Origin of the sequence: Rodentibacter caecimuris, from assembly GCF_010587025.1 — a bacterium.
Taxonomy (GTDB): domain Bacteria; phylum Pseudomonadota; class Gammaproteobacteria; order Enterobacterales; family Pasteurellaceae; genus Rodentibacter; species Rodentibacter caecimuris.
On the sequence record NZ_CP040863.1, the window covers coordinates 943,226 to 961,620 of the forward strand.

General features: G+C 39.5%; 19 protein-coding genes and 1 pseudogene. 15 read left to right on the forward strand and 5 right to left on the reverse strand.

What is annotated here, in order from left to right:
* Nucleotides 1-55: 55 nt before the first annotated feature.
* The 4 genes from accA to FEE42_RS04780 all read left to right on the forward strand — a co-directional run bounded on the left by accA (nucleotide 56) and on the right by FEE42_RS04780 (nucleotide 4,044).
* On the forward strand, nucleotides 56-1,003 hold the full coding sequence (gene accA, locus FEE42_RS04765) for an acetyl-CoA carboxylase carboxyl transferase subunit alpha (protein ID WP_059365667.1): 948 nt from the start codon (nucleotides 56-58) through the stop codon (nucleotides 1,001-1,003).
* Nucleotides 1,004-1,186: 183 nt separating this feature from the next.
* The gene (pdxY, locus tag FEE42_RS04770; RefSeq protein ID WP_059368799.1) at nucleotides 1,187-2,053 is read left to right on the forward strand and encodes a pyridoxal kinase; all 867 of its coding nucleotides are present in this window, start codon (nucleotides 1,187-1,189) and stop codon (nucleotides 2,051-2,053) included.
* Nucleotides 2,053-3,342, forward strand: coding sequence for a tRNA lysidine(34) synthetase TilS (gene tilS, locus FEE42_RS04775; RefSeq protein WP_135969318.1), 1,290 nt, complete (start codon nucleotides 2,053-2,055; stop codon nucleotides 3,340-3,342). The genes pdxY and tilS overlap by 1 nt, the downstream gene beginning before the upstream one ends.
* Before the next feature lie 84 nt (nucleotides 3,343-3,426).
* Nucleotides 3,427-4,044: a MarC family protein gene (locus FEE42_RS04780; RefSeq protein ID WP_059365669.1), complete on the forward strand. Its 618-nt coding sequence runs from the start codon at nucleotides 3,427-3,429 to the stop codon at nucleotides 4,042-4,044.
* Nucleotides 4,045-4,481: 437 nt separating this feature from the next.
* On the opposite strand, the gene mutH is transcribed toward FEE42_RS04780, so the two are convergent.
* The 3 genes and pseudogenes from mutH to FEE42_RS04795 all read right to left on the reverse strand — a co-directional run bounded on the left by mutH (nucleotide 4,482) and on the right by FEE42_RS04795 (nucleotide 7,073).
* Nucleotides 4,482-5,159 carry a DNA mismatch repair endonuclease MutH gene (gene mutH, locus FEE42_RS04785; protein ID WP_059365670.1) on the reverse strand — a complete coding sequence of 226 codons (678 nt, stop codon included), beginning with the start codon at nucleotides 5,157-5,159 and terminating at the stop codon, nucleotides 4,482-4,484.
* Nucleotides 5,156-5,695 carry a methylated-DNA--[protein]-cysteine S-methyltransferase gene (locus FEE42_RS04790; protein WP_077664652.1) on the reverse strand — a complete coding sequence of 180 codons (540 nt, stop codon included), beginning with the start codon at nucleotides 5,693-5,695 and terminating at the stop codon, nucleotides 5,156-5,158. The genes mutH and FEE42_RS04790 overlap by 4 nt, the downstream gene beginning before the upstream one ends.
* Nucleotides 5,696-5,765: 70 nt before the next feature.
* Nucleotides 5,766-7,073: pseudogene (locus FEE42_RS04795) on the reverse strand (outer membrane protein transport protein).
* A 197-nt stretch (nucleotides 7,074-7,270) separates the two neighbouring features.
* On the opposite strand from FEE42_RS04795, the gene FEE42_RS04800 reads away from it, so the two are divergent.
* The 3 genes from FEE42_RS04800 to purN all read left to right on the forward strand — a co-directional run bounded on the left by FEE42_RS04800 (nucleotide 7,271) and on the right by purN (nucleotide 9,422).
* Nucleotides 7,271-7,558, forward strand: coding sequence for a YfcZ/YiiS family protein (locus tag FEE42_RS04800; protein ID WP_059365672.1), 288 nt, complete (start codon nucleotides 7,271-7,273; stop codon nucleotides 7,556-7,558).
* A 129-nt stretch (nucleotides 7,559-7,687) separates the two neighbouring features.
* Nucleotides 7,688-8,725 (forward strand): phosphoribosylformylglycinamidine cyclo-ligase, encoded by a 1,038-nt coding sequence (gene purM / locus FEE42_RS04805; protein WP_059365673.1) that lies wholly within the window; start codon nucleotides 7,688-7,690, stop codon nucleotides 8,723-8,725.
* Between the two features lie 58 nt (nucleotides 8,726-8,783).
* Nucleotides 8,784-9,422: a phosphoribosylglycinamide formyltransferase gene (gene purN / locus FEE42_RS04810; RefSeq protein ID WP_059365674.1), complete on the forward strand. Its 639-nt coding sequence runs from the start codon at nucleotides 8,784-8,786 to the stop codon at nucleotides 9,420-9,422.
* Between the two features lie 57 nt (nucleotides 9,423-9,479).
* On the opposite strand, the gene FEE42_RS04815 is transcribed toward purN, so the two are convergent.
* A complete protein-coding gene (locus FEE42_RS04815) occupies nucleotides 9,480-10,163 on the reverse strand; it encodes an OmpW/AlkL family protein (RefSeq protein ID WP_164027837.1) in 684 nt (227 codons plus the stop codon).
* Between the two features lie 279 nt (nucleotides 10,164-10,442).
* On the opposite strand from FEE42_RS04815, the gene FEE42_RS04820 reads away from it, so the two are divergent.
* From FEE42_RS04820 to mtgA, 7 genes are all read left to right on the forward strand, one after another.
* Nucleotides 10,443-11,189, forward strand: coding sequence for a hypothetical protein (locus FEE42_RS04820; protein WP_164027838.1), 747 nt, complete (start codon nucleotides 10,443-10,445; stop codon nucleotides 11,187-11,189).
* The gene (locus FEE42_RS04825) at nucleotides 11,190-11,750 is read left to right on the forward strand and encodes a septation protein A (RefSeq protein ID WP_059365677.1); all 561 of its coding nucleotides are present in this window, start codon (nucleotides 11,190-11,192) and stop codon (nucleotides 11,748-11,750) included.
* On the forward strand, nucleotides 11,750-12,232 hold the full coding sequence (yciA, locus tag FEE42_RS04830; RefSeq protein ID WP_059365678.1) for an acyl-CoA thioester hydrolase YciA: 483 nt from the start codon (nucleotides 11,750-11,752) through the stop codon (nucleotides 12,230-12,232). Before FEE42_RS04825 ends, yciA begins: the two co-directional genes overlap by 1 nt.
* Before the next feature lie 11 nt (nucleotides 12,233-12,243).
* A complete protein-coding gene (locus FEE42_RS04835; protein ID WP_164027839.1) occupies nucleotides 12,244-12,540 on the forward strand; it encodes a YciI family protein in 297 nt (98 codons plus the stop codon).
* Nucleotides 12,541-12,672: 132 nt separating this feature from the next.
* Nucleotides 12,673-14,853, forward strand: coding sequence for a transglycosylase SLT domain-containing protein (locus FEE42_RS04840; protein ID WP_164027840.1), 2,181 nt, complete (start codon nucleotides 12,673-12,675; stop codon nucleotides 14,851-14,853).
* 32 nt (nucleotides 14,854-14,885) lie between these two features.
* Nucleotides 14,886-15,191, forward strand: coding sequence for a trp operon repressor (gene trpR / locus FEE42_RS04845; RefSeq protein ID WP_164027841.1), 306 nt, complete (start codon nucleotides 14,886-14,888; stop codon nucleotides 15,189-15,191).
* Complete coding sequence (mtgA, locus tag FEE42_RS04850; RefSeq protein WP_059365682.1) at nucleotides 15,178-15,921, forward strand: monofunctional biosynthetic peptidoglycan transglycosylase; 744 nt, start codon at nucleotides 15,178-15,180, stop codon at nucleotides 15,919-15,921. Before trpR ends, mtgA begins: the two co-directional genes overlap by 14 nt.
* A 45-nt stretch (nucleotides 15,922-15,966) precedes the next feature.
* Here mtgA and FEE42_RS04855 read toward each other — a convergent pair whose 3' ends face one another.
* Nucleotides 15,967-17,388 carry a sucrose-specific PTS transporter subunit IIBC gene (locus FEE42_RS04855; protein WP_059365683.1) on the reverse strand — a complete coding sequence of 474 codons (1,422 nt, stop codon included), beginning with the start codon at nucleotides 17,386-17,388 and terminating at the stop codon, nucleotides 15,967-15,969.
* A gap of 607 nt (nucleotides 17,389-17,995) precedes the next feature.
* On the opposite strand from FEE42_RS04855, the gene gpU reads away from it, so the two are divergent.
* On the forward strand, nucleotides 17,996-18,394 hold the full coding sequence (gene gpU / locus FEE42_RS04860; RefSeq protein ID WP_164027842.1) for a phage tail terminator protein: 399 nt from the start codon (nucleotides 17,996-17,998) through the stop codon (nucleotides 18,392-18,394).
* The last annotated feature ends 1 nt before the right edge of the window (nucleotide 18,395 follow it).

Below are 18,395 nucleotides of genomic sequence, written 5' to 3' on the forward strand. Positions count from 1 at the left end.
GTTAATTCTTGATAAAGTGCGGTGGATTTTTATGGTGTTTTTTAGGATAACAAAAATGACTCCGGAATATTTAGATTTTGAATTGCCGATTGCCGAGTTAGAAGCAAAAATCGGTGCATTGCGCTCCGCCTCTAATGATGAAGTTGATTTAACCGATGAAATTAAACGCTTACAAAAGAAAAGCGATGAATTAACCAAAAAAACCTTTGCCAATCTTGATGCGTGGCAAGTTTCACGTATGGCCCGTCACCCAAACCGTCCTTATACGCTTGACTATATTAACCATATTTTCACTGAATTTGACGAACTTGCCGGTGATCGTGCATTTGCCGATGATAAAGCGATTATTGGCGGTTTGGCACGTTTGGACGGTCGTCCGGTGATGGTAATCGGTCATCAAAAAGGTCGCACGGTAAAAGAGAAAGTACAACGCAACTTTGGTATGCCAGCACCGGAAGGCTACCGCAAGGCTTTACGCTTAATGGAAATGGCTGAGCGTTTTAAACTTCCTATCATCACCTTTATTGACACGCCGGGGGCTTATCCGGGAATCGGTGCGGAAGAACGCGGACAGGCCGAAGCTATTGCACATAACTTACGGGAAATGGCGCAATTGACCGTACCGGTAATCTGTACCGTCATCGGCGAAGGAGGCTCAGGCGGTGCTTTGGCGATCGGGGTGGGTGATAAAGTAAACATGTTGCAATATTCTACTTATTCCGTGATTTCACCAGAAGGTTGTGCCTCAATCCTATGGAAAAGTGCAGAAAAAGCCTCAACCGCGGCTGAAGTAATGGGGCTTACCGCTCCCCGTTTAAAAGAACTTGAATTAATCGACAACATTGTACCGGAACCGTTAGGCGGTGCGCATCGTGACTACACGTTGATGGCAAACAATTTGAAAAAACGCCTAAATGAAGATTTGGCAGAACTTGACAAATTAGATAAAGAAGAATTATTAAATAGACGTTATCAACGTTTGATGTCTTACGGCTATTGCTAATTAATTTAAAAAAAGAGCGGTTATTTTATCCGCTCTTTTCAATTTAACCGTAAGCCATTTTTGATTAACTATTATCTACCAAGATATTAAACGGCTTACCCCTAAACAATAAACTATCCAAGATACTGCTTGCGCTATCTAAGTTTTATAATGGAATGTAATATTAACCAACAGGAGGCAATTATGAAAAACGTACTTTCCATCCAATCACACGTCGTGTATGGCTTTGCCGGCAATAAATCCGCCACCTTCCCAATGCAACTATTAGGCGTAGATGTGTGGGCATTAAATACCGTACAATTTTCCAACCATACTCAATATGGTAAATGGACAGGGATGGTTATTCCGCAAGAACAAATTCGTGAAATTGTTACCGGCTTAGATAATATCGAAAAATTACAAGAATGCGATGCATTGCTTTCCGGTTATTTAGGTTCGCCGGAACAAGTAGATCAAATTCTTTACGCCTTAGAACAAATTAAGAAACACAATCCTAATGCGCTTTATTTATGCGATCCCGTCATGCCGAATCCGGAAAAAATTTGTGTCGTGGCAAATGGCGTTCGAGAAGCACTGATTGAGAAAGCTATCCCTGTTGCGGATATTATGACGCCAAACCTTAATGAATTACGCCAACTCAGCGATTTCCCTATCAATTCTTTTGATGACGTATTAAAAGCAGTACGGGGTTTGCTGGATAAAGGCGTTAAAAAAGTGCTGGTAAAACATTTGGGTAAAGTTGGAAAAATTAATGATCCCGATACCTTTGAAATTATCATGGCAACCCCTGAAGGGATCTGGCATTTAAGCCGTCCGCTTTATCAGTTCAATTTTGAACCGGTCGGTGTGGGTGATTTAATTGCCGGTACGTTCTTAGCGAACTTACTCAACGGAAAATCGGATGTCGAAGCCTTTGAAGCGATGAATAATGAAGTTGCCGGTGTGATGAAAACCACCTTCGAACTGAATTCTTACGAATTACAAACCATTGCTGCACGCTTTGAAATTTTAAATCCGACCAGCCAATATAAAGCTGAAAAAATTGCCTGATGGATCTGTTCTCTATTTTTGAACAACAACTCAAAAAAAATCCCGCTCAAGACTACCTTATTGCCTTGAGCGGTGGTTTAGACTCTACCGCACTGCTTGCTTTATTTAAAAAATACAGCGAAAACCAACCGCACTTTAACCTACGCGCAATCCATATCCACCATGGCTTAAGCCCTAATGCCGACAGCTGGGTTAAACACTGTCAATCTTTATGCGAGCAATTTTATATTCCGTTAGTTATCGAATATGTTCAAGTCGATCGAACCAAAGGCATTGAAGCGGGGGCTCGTGAGGCTCGTTATCAGGCTATTCGACGTCATATACTGCCGAATGAATGCTTAGCAACCGCCCACCATTTAAACGATCAAACGGAAACTTTTTTCCTTGCACTCAAACGTGGGAGCGGACTACAAGGCTTGAGCGCAATGCAGCCTCAAAGCGAATTATTCGGAATGAGCATTTTTCGCCCATTGTTGAATGTTACCCGTGAGCAATTAGAAAACTATGCACAGGCTGAAAATTTGACGTGGGTTCACGATGAAAGTAACGATGATAGCCGTTATGAGCGCAATTTTTTACGCAATAAAATTTTGCCTAAACTACGTGAACGTTGGGGACATTTTGATCAGACCGTTCAACGCTCCGCGCAACATTGTTTTGAGCAACAACAACTGATTGATGAATTACTACAAGACTGTTTTCTTGAACATTGTCAAACGCCAACGGAATTCCAACTGCACAATTTCCTTCAATATTCATACTCAAAACAAACCGCACTTTTAAGAATGTGGTTGGCTCAAAATCAATGTGAAATGCCGAGTAAACGCCAAATTGAACAGCTGATACAAGATGTGATTACGGCAAAAAAAGAGGCCAATCCGCAATTTCATTTAGGCAAAAAAGTTATCCGCCGTTATCAATCCTGTCTGTATCTTACCGATAATTTTGCCGATCTAAGCGGTATTTGTCTTGAAATGCAGGATTCTTGTCTTTCGCTTCCCGACAAGCTTGGTAAACTTTATTTGCAGCGCACAACGGAAAATTTAATTTTTTCTTGGCAACAATATTCTGTCGAGCTGCCACACACTGATTTACCGATTCAAATTCGCTTTGGTTATTCCGGAAAAATAAAACGCCATCCTAAACGCCCAAAAGAAGATATCAAAAAAATTTGGCAAGAATTACAAGTCCCACCTTGGCAACGTAACCGCATACCGTTAATTTTTTATGGCGATGAATTACAAAGTGCGGTCGGTTTTTTTCACATTTCCGGAAATATCACAAAATAGCGCAAAACGTACCGCACTTTACGCGATTTATCTGATAGAATGCTGGGACTTGTTGTTTTTTAATCTATAAATAAAGGAAGGCAAATGTTTGATTCTTTGATTGTTCAGTTCGTTGTACTTTGGGCGGTGATTGATCCTATCGGCTCAATTCCCGTTTACCTTTCAAAAACCATAGGATTCTCTCTTGAAGAACGCAGAAAAATCGCACGTAATGCAGTGATTATTTCTGCCGGAATTTTGCTTTTTTTCCTTGTAGGCGGGCAAGTTTTATTTGAAGCAATGGAAGTACCGCTTCCGGCATTCCAAATTGCCGGCGGGCTTGTGCTTTTCTTATTTGCTTTAACCATGATTTTTGGTGAAAGCAAACCGGAACAAGAAATGAAAATGAGGGCAAATATCACCGAAGTTGCCGTCTATCCCCTTGCCGTGCCTTCTATTGCCTCTCCGGGTGCGATGATGGCGATTGTACTGTTAACCGATAACCATCGTTTTAATTTTACCGAACAATTTATCACGGCTGGAATCATGTTAGCCGTATTATTAATCACTTATATCCTATTACTTGCCGCGAATCGGATTCAGCATTTTATTGGAAATTCCGGCGCAGCAATTATTAGTCGTGTAATGGGGTTAATTTTGGCAACCGTGGCGGTAAATAATGTATTAATCGGATTGAAGGACTTTTTTACTCAGGTGGCATAAAGAATTTAAATAAAATTGATATTGGAAAAGGTTTCTGTAGTAGAAACCTTTTTCTTTTAGGGATATTAATATCGGGCTTCGCCGATGGCGACCTACTTTCTTTTACTAGTGTAAAAGAAAACACTCCCCAGTTAAATCACTGCTCTTTACTTTATTGTCATTTTCTTAACGCTAAATTTGTAAACTCGCTACGCTCAAACAATACAAATTTAGCTAAAAATGCCAAGTCGTAAAGGCGATTTATATGGGGCACTGTTTCATTCGAATATTAAAAAAGTGCGGTTGATTTTGAGATTGTTTTTCTTTAATTAACCATCACTGACAATAGAAAATTTTAGTCTGTTTGAGCAGCCTGTAGCGAGTTCAGAAAATTTCTGTTAATCCAATTTAATTGAACAAAGGAAACAAGGAAAAAGAGTCGTGCAGAAAAAAGTAAGCTACCATCGGAAAAACTCATCGTTCAAAAACTCCCTTAATATCCCCGCTGTAAACTCCTTCCGCAAATAAAATCCCAATGGCAGCGTATCTATCACTTCCCCATTTTTTCCAATCCCTTTTGTGATCGCTTTACTATTAGCGCCTTTTGGTCGTAACTGCATCACTTCCCCAATTCGGGCGGTAATTTCATCAAGCCTTCCCATGGTGATATATTCCATCAATTCCTCCCAATCTTGCTTTAATTGCTGCTCTTGTTCAGAACTAGGCTGCCATAAAATCGGTGTGCCAATATGGCGCTCACGCAACGCAATATGTCGGCTCCCTTCAATCGGGATCCAAAGTACGCAAGACAATTTATGGCGAACATGTGAATTTTCCCATTGCACACCGGAATTTTGTGTTAATGGCGCAAGGCTGACAAATGTCGTCTCTAACGGAAAACCTTGCTCATTAATCGGCAAGGTTTTAAGCTCCACCCCTAGATGGGCAAAATCCTGTTCGGCTTTACTGCCTGCAGTAGCCCCTAATGCCGTTTCTAAAAGCATACCCACCCAGCCTTTATCACGTTTTAAGTTGGGGGGAACGGGGATAGTAAGCTCATCGGCAAGTTCACCAAAAGTTAATCCGGCAATAGACTGCGCCCGTTGAAGAAGTTGCGTTAATGTTTGTGGCATCATTCGTTATATTTCTTAAAAAAACGGGGGCGGGTATATTCCGTTCCTTTATCAACGTAAGAAATTTTTTCTAGCTCCAGTAAAAAGCGTTTTGCCGCTAAGCCACCACCAAAGCCGGTTAGAGTTTTATCCTTGCCTAAAATACGATGGCACGGAATGATGATGCTAATCGGATTACTGCCAACCGCGCCGCCCACAGCACGCACCGCTTTTGGATTGTTAATCATTTTCGCCAATTCGCCATAACTTGATATTTCACCATAACCGATTTGTCGTAAAGCCTGCCAAATTGCTTGCTGGAATGGCGTTCCCTCAGCTTTCAAGGGAATATCTGAAAATGTCTCCGCTTCTCCCTTAAAATAACGATCAAAAGCTAACCGCACTTTTTGAAAAAGGGGGAGATTATTTTTTTCAACCCATTTAGGATTCGGCTCGAACTGCTCTTTTTCAAAATCAATATGCGTGATGTGTTCACCGTCAGACAAGATCAAGAGTTTTCCCACCGGAGAAGGATAATAAGTGTAGTAAAGTGCGGTCATTTTGAGCCCTCGTTTTAATATAAAAAAAGCGTACCCAAGTACGCTTTATTATGCGAAATTTTTAACTAAATTAGAAACGATAATTTACGTTTAAACCGTAAAGATTAGCCGTGGATTTGCTCGTATAATTCACCGCAAAAGGAACTTTTTCTTGCTCCTCTTTAAAGGTGATTTTCTTACCTTTTAAATGAGCATAGGCAAGATCAATTGATAAATCCGGCGTCACTTTATAGGTTGCGCCTAAACTATACCAAGTCCGATCCGTATCCGGGATAGAAGCAGAATGATACTAATCTGCGGCTGTTTCATCATAGGCAATCCCGCTACGTAAAGTCAGTTTATCTGTCGCCTCATAGGAAACCCCTAAGGCAATACGGGAATTGCCACGGAAATATTCATCTTTTTGTAAAGCGGTAGTGCCATCACTATTATAGGTTGCTTTCAGCTCTTTAAAACGTTTCCAATCTGTATATTTATAGCTATAGTGGAACGCAAATTTATCCGTTACTTTATGATAACCGGAAATCTCCCAATACGCCGGTAAATCAAGATCCAATTCTGCCGTATCGGTACGATTTAACGTACGATTGAAAGCGGTATTATCTTTATAATTCACAGTAATTGGAGAATGATAAGCGACCCCTAAACGGTTACGATCATTAAATTCATAAACTAATCCGGCATTCCAACCGAATCCCCATTCATTGTCTTGTAAACGTGTCACAACATCACTGCTATCCAACACTTTCACAGGGCGACCAGCTTGAGCACTTACCTGGGCATTAATTAAATCAGCTCCAACACCGGCTGTTCGCTCTAATTTTGCCTTGGTATAAAGTGCATTAATACCTAAACCGAAACTCAAGCCCTCTGAAATACGGTAAGCACCGCTAAGATTTAAATTAATCGCCGTTAAATCTGTTTTTCCGCCAAATATACCCGCACTATAATCTGAATCAAATTCCGTTTTTAATCCAAAAGGAACGTTCATTCCTCCACCAACAGAAAATTTCTCGTTAATCGGATAAACAAAATAAGCGTTTGGAACAAAAGCCGAAGGTACAACCTTGTTTTGATTTGCATTTTTATTAGCCAACAATCTACTGACTTGTGGTGAATCTGAAGTAAATTCTCCTTTTAGATTAACCTTTGCATCAACATAAACACCGCCAAAAGAAATTTCAGGACGTTTAAATAAAGTCATCAACGCCGGGTTTGTTGCCACGACAGAAGCATTATCCGCTATCGCAGCTTCACCGGCATAGGCACGCCCCAAACCGGAGGTAGAAATTTCCGCTAACTGGAATGCTGCGGCATTTACACCACCTGCTGTAATTAACGCTATACTTGCTAATAAGGAATGATTAAATTTTTTCATTTGGAACCCTTTGTTATTCATACAAAAAATAAAATACGCGGAATTCTAAAACTCCATTGATTAGAGTGCAAATTTATTTTGTTTATTTTTATAGAGTTCCGACCAGTAGAAATTTTGATTTTAAGTGCGGTCGGTTTTCAATCGATTTCTAAAAATGCTAAAATAACGCCACTAAATTTCAAAAATAAGGACGAAATATGACTGTAAAATGTAAAGCAGAAGAATCTTTAACTTGTAGCTGTGTAGATGTCGGCACAATTATTGACGGCTCGGATTGTACCGTAAATATGGTTCAAATCTACTCTACCCAAGCTGAAGCAGAGCAAGTCCTTGCCCGTTTAACGGAAAAAGCACGTAAAACAGAAAGTGAGCCTTGCGAGATTGTGAGTGAAATATCACCGGTTGAAGATGGTGTACAATTAAGCGCAAGTTTTACCTTTAGTTGCCAAGCGGAAGCGATGATCTTTGAATTGGCTAATCGTTAAAACCCCATTAAATTTGACCGCACTTTCAAAAAGTGCGGTCTTTTTTATCTCAAAATTTTGTCGCAAACGATTGCCTAAGCTGTTACAATCCGCGCTGATTTTTTCATTTAATTAATACGGGAAAACATTGTGAGCAAACCATCATTAAGTTACAAAGATGCCGGTGTGGATATTAATGCCGGGAACGAACTTGTCGAACGAATCAAACCACACGTAAAACGTACAACCCGCCCTGAAGTGATTGGCGGTTTAGGCGGATTCGGTGCATTGTGTGCCATCCCAAGTAAATACAAAGAACCTATTTTGGTTTCAGGTACGGACGGTGTCGGGACAAAATTACGCTTAGCGATTGATTTAAAAAAACACGACACTATCGGCGTGGATTTGGTGGCAATGTGCGTCAATGATTTGGTGGTACAAGGGGCTGAGCCTCTCTTTTTCTTAGATTATTATGCAACCGGAAAACTAGAAGTCGATGTAGCGGCGGATGTGGTGAAAGGTATTGCAGAAGGCTGTGTTCAATCAGGCTGTGCCTTGGTCGGCGGTGAAACGGCCGAAATGCCCGGAATGTACCACGAAGGCGATTACGATTTAGCCGGTTTCTGTGTTGGAGTAGTTGAAAAATCCGAAATTATTGATGGTCGTCAAGTGCGTAGCGGTGATGCATTAATTGCTTTAGGCTCAAGCGGCCCACATTCAAACGGTTATTCTTTAATCCGTAAAGTGATTGATGTTTCCGGTGTGAATCCGGCAACCGAACAATTAGCCGGTAAACCATTAAGCGAACAAGTGCTTGCGCCGACTAAAATTTATGTAAAATCTATTTTATCTCTGATCAAACAAACGGATGTTCACGCTATCGCCCATCTTACCGGCGGCGGTTTTTGGGAGAACATTCCACGCGTCTTACCAAAAAATACTAAAGCTGTCATTGATGAAAAAAGTTGGGAATGGCAACCGATTTTCAAATGGTTGCAAGAACAAGGTAATATTTCCACTTATGAAATGTACCGCACCTTTAACTGTGGTGTCGGTATGGTAATTGCCCTTCCACAAAATCAAGTGGAAACCGCTTTAGCGATTTTAAAACAAGCCGGTGAAAATGCTTGGCTTATTGGGCATATTGAACAGGCTGCGGACGACGAAGCGCAAGTTGTGATTCAATAATCTTCTTTCCATTTAAGGCGAATAAAAATTCGCCTTTTCTTTTATATTTAGGACACTTATGAAAAAAATTGCCGTTCTGATTTCAGGACAAGGAAGTAATCTGCAAGCTATCATTGATGCTTGTGAAAAAGGTTTTATCCCGGCCAAAATTGCATGCGTTGTTAGTAATAAAATTGAGGCTTTCGGGCTTGTACGGGCTAAAAGTGCGGTCATTCCTACAAGTGTTTTTTTGCGCCAAGATTTTATAAATAATCAGGAAATGGATCGCAAAATTGGCGATTATTTGGAAAGTTTTGACGTTGACCTGATTGTGCTTGCCGGCTATATGAAGATTCTTACGCCTGAGTTTACCCAACGCTTCCAAGGAAAAATTTTAAATATTCATCCTTCCCTACTGCCGAAATATGCGGGACTTAATACCTACCAACGTGCCTTAGAGGCGGGCGATACGGAACACGGTACAACCATTCATTTTGTTAATGAAGAAATGGACGGCGGTGCCATTATTTTGCAGGCAAAAGTTCCCATTTTCCCAAACGATACTGTGGAAGATATTGAATTACGTACAAGAGAGCAAGAATATCGTATTTACCCGATGGTGATTAAATGGTTTATTGAAGATCGCTTAAGTCTAAAAGAAGGCATTGCCTATTTAGACGGAAAACCACTACCAAAGCAAGGTTATGCCTGTGAGTAAAAAGAAAAGCGATGAATGATTTCATCGCTTTTTTGATAACTAGAGGACAATTTACAATTAGAAACGATACGCTAAACCTGCGAAGAACACAAATGGATCAAGTTTAAGTTTTACTTCGTGTTCATAGCCAGCTGTTACAGCCGGAACTTTAAATTTAGCGGTAGTTTTAATGCGGGTGTACCACATTGCCGTATTCAAATATAAACTATCGGTTAATTTAATATCAATACCCGCATTGACAACCGGAGCAAAAGAATGTTTCTTCACGTTAACATCGGTAATTAACGTATTTGTTGATTTTGCATTAAAGAAACGAGTGTAGTTTAAACCTACACCAAGGTATGGACGAGAACCAGCATCTTTATCTAAGAAATAATATTGTAAATATAGACTCGGAGGTAATTGTTTCACTTTCACTACATTACCTAAATTATCGCCAACAGCACCATTCGTTAAAGCACTTAATCCTAGCACGTTTGCTTTCACTTTGTGTGAAAATGGCGTTGCAGCTAACAATTCTAAACCGATATTATCAGTAAACATATAGGTACCGGTTAAGCCTAACTGTGCATTATCACCTACCTCTAAATTAACCGGCACTGCAGTTTTAGTAGTAGATTCAGAATTTGCTGACACAAACACGCCACCGGCACGTAAAATCACATCCCCAGCTTGGTGAGCATTTGCTACACCGGCAAATAATGCGGCGGTTAAACCTAATGCTAGTGCTGTTTTTTTCATATTGAACTCCTTAAGTATAATGTTTAATTCATAACCATAAAAAGACTATGGCTATTTGCGGTTTGTAATATACTCCATATTGAGTATCAATTCTGTGATCTAATTCAAGGTTTTAAACATTTAATAAAATTATTTAGGTGAAATCAGTACAATTTTCAGCCTAAAAACTTAAAATCACAAAATTTATTCCCTATCAAGGGGTAGAATTTTTATATAGATAAATGGCAGAACCCTATAAACAAGGTATAATTGCCTCACTTTTGACAAAGAGAAAATTGAATGAAAATTAACTTTACGCAGGTTTTACAAGATAGCTGGAATTTTTTCCGTAATCAGCAAAAAATAATGCTTCAACTTGTATTAATCCTATTTATGATACAAGTTTTAAGCATATTATTAAGCCCATCGATTAATTCTCAAGAAGCCTTGGTCGATACCAATACTTTTGATATGGCAAATATAGATGTCATTGGCTTTTTAACATCCTTTTCTATCGCACAATTAGCAACCACTTTTTTGAGTGCGTGGGGATTGCTGACAATTCATAAAATCAGCCAACAAAATTACCGCACTTTAGGGCAAACATTCAGTACAACTCTTTCACGTTTTATCGGTGTTCTGATCTTAGAACTTATTGTTGTTATTCCTATATTTCTTGGCTTATTTGAAATCGGTGCGGCAGTACTCACTAAAACCTCTCCCTCAATAATTTCGCTTGTAGCGGTTATTTTCGGTATTTGGTTCTTTATACGTGTAAATTTATCGACTACCCACTACTTAACGACACAAGACGGTATCGGACAAAGTCTGCAAAAAATTTGGCTACAAGGGCGAACGCAAAAAAGCGCATTGTTTATTTACTCCCTACTAGTGTATTTTGTTGTACCGACATTGGTTTTTCAGATCACCACCCTATCTAACAATATGATTTTTATACTGATCGTAAGCGGCTTTGCCTCATTATTAAATATCCTAATGCTGGTGGTAACCTATCGTTTTTACAGTTTATTTATGAAGGAGTCATAAGTGAAACAACTACTTGAATTTATTCCGTTAATCTTATTTTTTATCACTTATAAACTGAGCGGCGTACGCGATGCGGCAATCGTCTTAGTGGTGGCGACCATCTTACAAATGGTGATCTTAAAATGGAAATACGGCGCCATTGAAAAACAACAAAAAATCATGGCAAGTGCGGTTGTTTTTTTCGGACTTTTAACCGCTTATTTCAATGAGTTACGTTATTTGCAATGGAAAGTCACTATTGTAAATGCGCTTTTTGCCATCATATTGCTTGTGGCACAATTTCAATTCAAAATACCTTTAGTGAAAAAATTGCTCGGTAAAGAAATTAAGTTACCGGAGCAGGCTTGGAATAAACTCAATCTCGGCTGGGCAATTTTCTTTATCATTTGTATGTTGGTGAATATTTATATTAGCCGCAATATGTCGGAAGAAGCCTGGGTTGATTTTAAATCTTTCGGCTTAATTGGAATGACGATCATTGCCACGCTGATTTCCGCGGCTTACATTTATAAATATTTACCAAAAGACGAACAAAATAACCATAAAGATGGAGAGAATTAATGTCCTCAAATTTTATTGATAAAGATGGTCGCCAATCGAAAGGCGTATTACTACTCCGCACCCTTGCTATGCCTTCCGACACCAATGCAAACGGAGATATCTTCGGTGGCTGGATTATGTCGCAAATGGATATGGGCGGTGCAATTTTAGCTAAAGAAATTGCTCACGGACGGGTTGTTACCGTTGCCGTAGAAAGAATGAATTTCATCAAACCTATTGCAGTGGGTGATGTGGTATGCTGCTACGGTCAATGCCTAAAAATCGGGCGCTCTTCTATTCAAATTAAAGTAGAAGTCTGGGTGAAAAAAGTTGCCAGTGAACCTATCGGTGAACGCTACTGCGTAACCGATGCGGTATTTACCTTTGTGGCAGTAGATAGCAACGGTAAATCACGTAGTATTCCACGCGAAGGCAACCATGAACTGGAAAAAGCCCTCGCCTCCATTCAAGAATATGAAAACCAACAAACTAAAAATATTTAAAGGAGAAAACCATGTATTACGTTATTTTTGCTCAAGATATTCCCGGCACCCTTGAAAAACGCCTTGCTGTTCGTGAACAACACTTAGCCCGTTTAAAACAGTTACAAGCCGAAGATCGTTTGCTTACCGCCGGCCCAAATCCGGCTATTGATGACGAAAATCCCGGCGATGCGGGATTCAGCGGTTCTACCGTCATAGCAAAATTTGACAGCCTGCTCGCTGCAAAAGACTGGGCTGCACAAGATCCTTATGTAGCAGCAGGGGTTTATGGTGAAGTGATGGTGAAACCGTTCAAAAAAGTGTTCTAAGGGAACTAATATATGAAAAAGCGAATCTAAGAATTCGCTTTTTTTGTTAATTAAACCGTATAAATTTGAACATCAATACCGTAAAGCTAACGCCACCTAACAAGGCATAAATTCTCATTTTACAGGAATGGTATGAAAAAACTCCCCCTTATTTCGCTTGCAATTTTAACCGCACTTTCTCAATCCATCAGAGCGAATACAAATACCGATAAATTCGCAAACACACCAACCGTTAATCTCGCGGAAGAACAGTTGAAATGGCAGCAAAGCCAACACCATGCCGAGTTAAAACAGCGAAAGCAGCGGGCAACGTTCTTACAACTTGAGAATCTATTGAAAAGTGCGGTAAAAAATAACCGTGTTTTTGAAAACCGAGCTGTTTTTCTATCATTACTCCATTTTTTGGAAGGCTATTCGTTGCAAGCCGATGCTTGGTTTGCCTATTTTGACAGCCAAATAAAATTGGTTACTCGTGATACACCTTCAACTGAAGTGATGGCATTAAAAAAAGATATTGAGGATTATATCTCTAAACATCCCCAACATTTTCTCCGCTCCCGTTTAGAACAAAGTATTCTTACCTTGCTAAATAACAGCGGCTCCGAGCACCTAGCGGATTATGCCAAAAAGATCAAACCAAATGGTTTAGCAATGCAAATTGCCACATTAAACATGGAATATCAGCTCGCTCAAAAACCATCAGCGTTCAATAAAAATCAACCCACTCAAGAAACGGATATTTTGAACCGCTTTGAAATATTCTGGCTCAATAATGGCGAACTTACGAACGATTCCGAGCTATGGAAAAAATGGTATTCCAAAGGTGGCAGAACAACAGACAAAATTTATCAAAAAGCGCAAAACTTATTCACAAAAAATGATGTGAAAGGCTTAGTATTACTGGCGGGAGAATTAGAGAACTCCAATAATATAAAAGAAGATCCAACAATCCTGATCAAACTAAAAGTTTATGCTGATTTACTAAAAAATCCGGCAAATTTAAAAACACTTGCGGATACATTACCTGATGACAAGAATGGCAAAATCCGAGACCAATTTGCCGTCATACAAGGGTTTTCACGTTATTTACGTACGCTCCCCGAAAATATGGATAATCCTGATTTTGCCCCTTATTTACAATGGGCGAAAAATTGGCAACTAAGCGACACGCAAATTCGTGATTGGAAAATCGCGTTTATCAGCCGTTTTTTTGATAATGAAACCCCTCATTTTCAGCAATGGCGTGATGCTGAGATCTTAGCATTAAATGCCGATAATCTGATTGAACGCCGACTCCGTATGGCAATTTGGCAGAAAACCGATCTTATGCCTTGGCTAAATGCGCTTTCGAAAGAAGGCAAGGAAAAACAAGAATGGCGTTATTGGCTCGCAAAAAGTGATCCACAAAAAACACAAGAAATTTTAACCGCACTTGCCAAAGAACGTGGTTTTTATCCAATGTTAGCCAAAGCCATGCTTAACCCTCAAAATCGTGGTGCGGACTATCGCATTGAATTGCCTCAAACCACATTAAATGAGAAAGCAACACTTGCTCTTATAAAGCATCACCGTGCCGCACTAGAGGAAATTGCCGAACTGCGACAATTAGATCGTCTAGGTGCAGCTAAACAGCGTTGGCGTTTTTTACTTGAGCATATTTCCGCCGAGTCAAAACAAGCGAAGCAAATTGCTTTGAGTGAATATGCTAATCGGCAAGGTTGGTTTGATTTAGGTGTGGACGGCTCAATTATTGCGAAAGCTTGGAATCATATTTCCTTACGCCTGCCAAACGCTTACCAAGGCTATTTTGATATTGCTTTAATGCCCCGATCAGTAAAAGTTAATAACTCTATAAATAAAACCTTTGCAATGGCAATAGCTCGTCAGGAAAGTGCTTGGAATCCAATGGCACAATCTTCCGCCAATGCACGCGGATTAATGCAACTTTTACCAAGTACTGCCAAAGCAACCGCCGATAACAATCAATTACCTTATCAAACGGAAAAGGATTTATTCAAACCGCTCAATAATATTTTGCTCGGTACGGCACATTTAAATGAACTGAATATGAAATACCCGAATAATCGTATTCTCATTGCCGCCGCATACAATGCCGGAGCAAATAGGGTGGAAAAATGGCTGTCAAGGGCAGGAGGAAAATTAGCGATGGATGAATTTATCGCCTCAATTCCATTTTTTGAAACCCGTGGTTATGTGCAAAATGTGTTAGCCTATGATTTTTACTACCAACTGCTACAACATAAAGAAAATCCACAAACCTTTAGCCAGGAAGAGTTTGATCGGCTATACTAAGCGCACTAGTTTAATAGTATAGGATGAGATTCATGTATATCAGTCGCAATTTAGATCAATGGAACGCTTTTCTTACCATGCTACAAACCGCTTTTGAACAAGGTAAAGCACAAGATTTTTTAACCTTACTTCTCACCGCTGACGAACGTGATGCGGTGGGCTTACGCCTACAAATTGTTTCACAGCTCTTAGATAAAAGTTTATCTCAACGTGAAATTCAGCAAAATCTGAATACCAGTGCCGCCACCATTACACGCGGTTCAAATATGATCAAAACGATGGATCCGGATTTTATGGAATGGATGAAACAACATCTTGATAGCGTTGAAAAAAACTAAGCAACTTTTAACCGCACTTTTACGGTTATTCAGCCCTAAATGGTGGAAGAAAAATTGGCAACGTATTACAATCTGGCTTTTTTTCGCTGTTTTTGTTTTTATCCTTCTTTTTCGTTTTGTTCCCGTACCTTGTTCTTCTTATATGATTCAACAGCAAGTCGGACATTGGCTACAAGGCGATTTCTATTATCGGGCAACGTCAAGTTGGGTAAATATTGAGAAAATTTCGCCCCATATGCAACTTGCAGTGATTGCAGCGGAAGATCAAAAATTTCCCTCTCACTACGGTTTCGATTTCACTGCAATTCAAAAAGCATTCAAATATAACGAGAAATCGACACGTAAAGTCCGTGGCGCCTCGACCATTTCTCAACAAACGGCTAAAAATTTGATGCTTTGGCATGGACAAAGTTGGTTCCGTAAAGGATTGGAAGTTCCCGCCACTATGTTATTAGAACTGAGTTGGTCAAAAAAACGGATTTTAGAGGTGTATTTAAATATTGCAGAATTTGGTGATGGAATCTTTGGTGTTGAAGCGGCAAGTCGTTTTTATTTTAATAAATCAGCTAAAAATCTAACGCAATCCGAGGCGGCATTACTGGCAGCAGTTTTGCCAAACCCCATTATTTATAAAGTCAAAAAACCGAGTGCATTGGTACGTAAAAAACAGCAATGGATTATCAAACAAATGAGAAATCTAGGGATAAATTATTTAAAACAATTAGATTAGAAGATAAAAGTGCGGTCGAAATTGACCGCACTTTTTAATAGTAGATTAAGCTTTTACGTTCGCACGTTTTACCATAACAAAAGATAGGCTAAATGCTACGATAAAGGAAATTGCCATACCAACGCTATACATAGCCAAACTATCCGGTTTAATAGACGGCACACCTAAGAACCCCGCCGCCCCTAATGCAATGGCTTTCACGTTGAAGAATGCGATAAAAGCACTTGCCAAGCCAGAACCAATCATTGCAGCAAAGAAAGCCTGACGATAACGTAAGTTCACACCAAACATTGCCGGTTCCGTAATTCCTAATAGTGCGGAGATCCCTGATGGTACGGCTAAACCACGCACTTTTGGATCTTTTAATGCCAATGCTACCCCTAAACATGCCGCCCCTTGCGCAATATTTGACATCGCGGCAATTGGGAAGATAAATGTACCGCCTGTGCGGACAACCTCTGCCAATAATTGAGTTTCCACCGCAATAAAGGTTTGATGCATACCGGTAATTACGATTGGCGCATAGAAAGTACCGAAAATTGCCCCGCCCACAAAGCCAAGCGTATCATATAGCCAAGTTAAACCCGTTGAAATTAATGAACCCGCTTCACGACCAATCGGCCCAATGACAGTGAATGCCAAGCAACCGGCAATAAAAAGCGAGCATAATGGTGTGACAAGATTATCCAGATAAGAAGGCACAAATTTACGGAGTGTTTTTTCTAACGTCGCTAATACCCAAGCAGAAATAATAGTTGGGATCACGGTTCCTTGGTAGCCGACTTTCTCAATTGCAAGCCCAAATATATTCCAATACTGAATCTTATCTTCCATTAAGATTTTTGCATAATTCCAACCATCAGCCAACGCCGGATGAACTAAAAGCATCCCTAAAGCCGCCCCTAAGAACGGATTGCCACCAAACTTTCGGGTTGCCGAGAAACCAAGTAATACCGGCAAAAACACAAATGGCGCGTTAGCAATCGTATTGATGAAATCAACTAAATCAGACACTTTAGGATATTTACTGACGACTGAATGCCCTTCCCAAAAGAAACCGACAGAGGTTAGCATGGAGTGGATCCCCATCAATAAACCGCCCGCCACAATTGCCGGAATAATTGGTACGAAAATATCCGCCAAACCTTTCACCAAACGTTGTAATAAACTTTGGTTACCGGCTGCAACCTCCGCCACTTCCGCTTTACTGACATCACCAATACCTAGTTGTTTGGTAAGCTCTGTATGGACTTTATTCACAGTACCGGAGCCGAAGATAATTTGATATTGACCGGCAACAGAAAACTGTCCTTTCACCCCCTCAATATTGTCAATACCTTCTTTGTCAACTTTGCTTTCATCATTTAAAACGATACGTAAGCGCGTCGCACAATGTGCCGCCGTGGCGATATTACTTTTACCACCTAGCTTTTCTATCACTTGTTCAGCGATTTTGGGGAAGTTCATAGATTTCTCCTAATTAGTTAAAAAATAAAACTGACAAATTCTGACTAAATTAACTAACGTAAAAAAGCCTTTCGAGTGATTACGAAAGGCTTTGAAAAGTATTTTGGTGCCTGGGCGAGACTTGATCTAAGCCATAAGACATTAATATTAAAAGACTTATTTTTGCACACACGAATCTGTGTTACAAAACGTGTTACTATATTTTAAACCCAGACTAAAATTACCTAATCGTGTATCGGATTTTACCATTTTTTTGCTTAATAGTTTATTTTTTTATAAAAAGGTGTTCACCTGTTCACTTTTAACTATTTTTCTATAAAAACTCTTTATTTATTATATATTTATATTAGTGAATACCTTTTATTATAGTGTTCACTAGGTATTCACTACTATTCACTAATATAAAATTTCAAATAATCTATAAAAAATCCTTTTTTCTTTTACTCGCCTGATTAAAAAACAACCAATTAAATTTAGCTTACCTATCGTATCTTTTCGTAGCTAATCTATTGAAATTTAAGCTATTTACTTTAGTTTTCAGGTGATTATATTGTTCTATGGGCTTTTTATAAGCCGTCTTAATTAAGGCTACCCAAAAGGACAGATTATGATTATCCACGATCAGATTAGAACTGAAGTTATCAGTATTTTAACACCCTTATTAAAAAATAAAATCAGCCGTTTCTTTAATGGTCGATTGGTTGCATTAAACGCAACAGAACAATGTCCGGCATTATCTATCTATTTAGAAGATATTGGCGCTCAAGAAGTATCAATGTGTGATGGTGAATTTGATGCACTTTTGAATGTTGCTATCTACTTGAAACCGAATAGTGGAGAAGGCGAATTAGACGATATTGCGGAAACGGTTCGCCTTGCTATCCGTAATAATGAATTCAACTTTTTAAATGATATTTCTTTAAAAGGTTATCGTTATGATTATGACGAAGAGCAAGCAACATGGATTAGTGCGACTGTTCAATTTGCCGTTTCTTATGATGATTAAG